This is a genomic window from Streptomyces sp. NPDC101194 (assembly GCF_044767885.1).
In the GTDB taxonomy this organism is placed as follows: domain Bacteria; phylum Actinomycetota; class Actinomycetes; order Streptomycetales; family Streptomycetaceae; genus Streptomyces.
The window spans coordinates 26357-27745 of the sequence record NZ_JBIWOS010000023.1 but is presented as its reverse complement, the minus strand read 5'-3'; the positions used below and the strand labels follow the sequence as shown (position 1 = coordinate 27745).

At 69.5% G+C, this 1389-nt stretch carries 1 protein-coding gene and 1 pseudogene; both read left to right on the top strand.

The window, feature by feature from the left end:
* Positions 1–106, top strand: a pseudogene (locus ACIRP2_RS39220) (IS5/IS1182 family transposase); the annotation flags it as partial.
* 242 nt (positions 107–348) lie between these two features.
* On the top strand, positions 349–1389 hold a 1041-nt coding region (locus ACIRP2_RS39215), incomplete at its 3' end, for a WD40 repeat domain-containing protein (RefSeq protein ID WP_404258549.1).

The following is a 1389-nucleotide window of genomic DNA, read 5'->3' as shown; positions in this document are numbered from 1 at the left end:
CAGACTCAACCACCGCTACGAACGCCACCCCCGCAACTACCTGGCCTTCCTCGGCCTCGCCGCCGCACTCTGCTGCTACAAACGACTCCTCCGACTCACCACATAGGACACGGTCTAAGAACTTGCGCGAATAGGCGCGGGTCGGGGATCGGTCAAGGCCGTGCTGCAGTCCGGCAGTTGTTACTCACCGTGATCGTTCTCGGGTGGATGTGGGGTCTGCATAGACGTGTACTTTGCCCGGGCGTCAGGTTGGGGTTGCTCGTTGGGCGTGCGTAGAAGTACGCAATATCGTTCCTGGTGTGTGCTGGGGGCGGGTTGGTGTCGGTGGGGGCAGTTACCGTGGCGGTCATGTCTGACGATCTCCAAAGCAGTGGCTTGTACCGTGAAGGTGTCGTGGCGGGCGGGCGGTTGACCGATCCGGGGTGGCTGGTGAACACCGATCCGGGGCGGGTCGTGTCCGCGTTGGACGGTGCGGTGGGTCGGGAGGAGGTGCTGGCGGCGGCGGTGTACCGGGCATCGGCGCATCTGCACCGGGACGCTGGCGCGGGGGTGCGGCGGCAGTCGCTGGCGTTGGACGCGGCCCGGTATGGCGATCGCGGGTTGGCGGGGCGGATTACGGCGGTGCCGGTGGAGGGGGAGCCTGTGGCGCGGTGGGGGGTGGACTGGGCCACGGGTGGCATGGTTACCCCGAGGCTCCGGCATATGTTCACTGGCCACAGCGACGAGGTGAACGCGGTGGGGACGACGGTGGTTGACGGCCGCTCGGTCGCTGTCACCGGCAGCGACGATGGGACGGCGTGGGTGTGGGACCTGGCCACCGGCCAGCCCGTCGGCGAGCCCCTGGAAGGCCACACCGGCCCGGTGTGGGCGGTGGCGACGGCGGTGGTGGACGGCCGACCAGTCGCTGTCACCGGTAGCTATGACCGTACGGTGCGGGTGTGGGACCTGGCCACCGGCCGGCAGGTCGGTGAGCTCCTGGAAGGCCAGACCGAGGGGGTGGCGGCGGTGGCGACGGTAGTGGTGGGCGGTCGCCCGGTCGCTGTCACCGGCAGCGACGATGGGACGGCGTGGGTGTGGGACCTGGCCACCGGCCAGCCCGTTTGTGAGCCCTTGGAAGGCCACACCGGCCCGGTGTGGGCGGTGGCGACGGCAGTGGTGGACGGCCGACCAGTCGCTGTCACCGGCAGCGACGATGGGACAGTGCGGGTGTGGGACCTGGCCACCGGCCAGCAGGTCGGTGAGCCCCTGGAAGGCCACACCGATGCGGTGAACGCGGTGGCGACGGTAGTGGTGGGCGGTCGCCCCGTCGCTGTCACCGGCAGCGACGATGGGACAGTGTGGGTGTGGGATCTGACCACCGGCCAGCAGGTCGGTGAGCCCCTGGAAGGC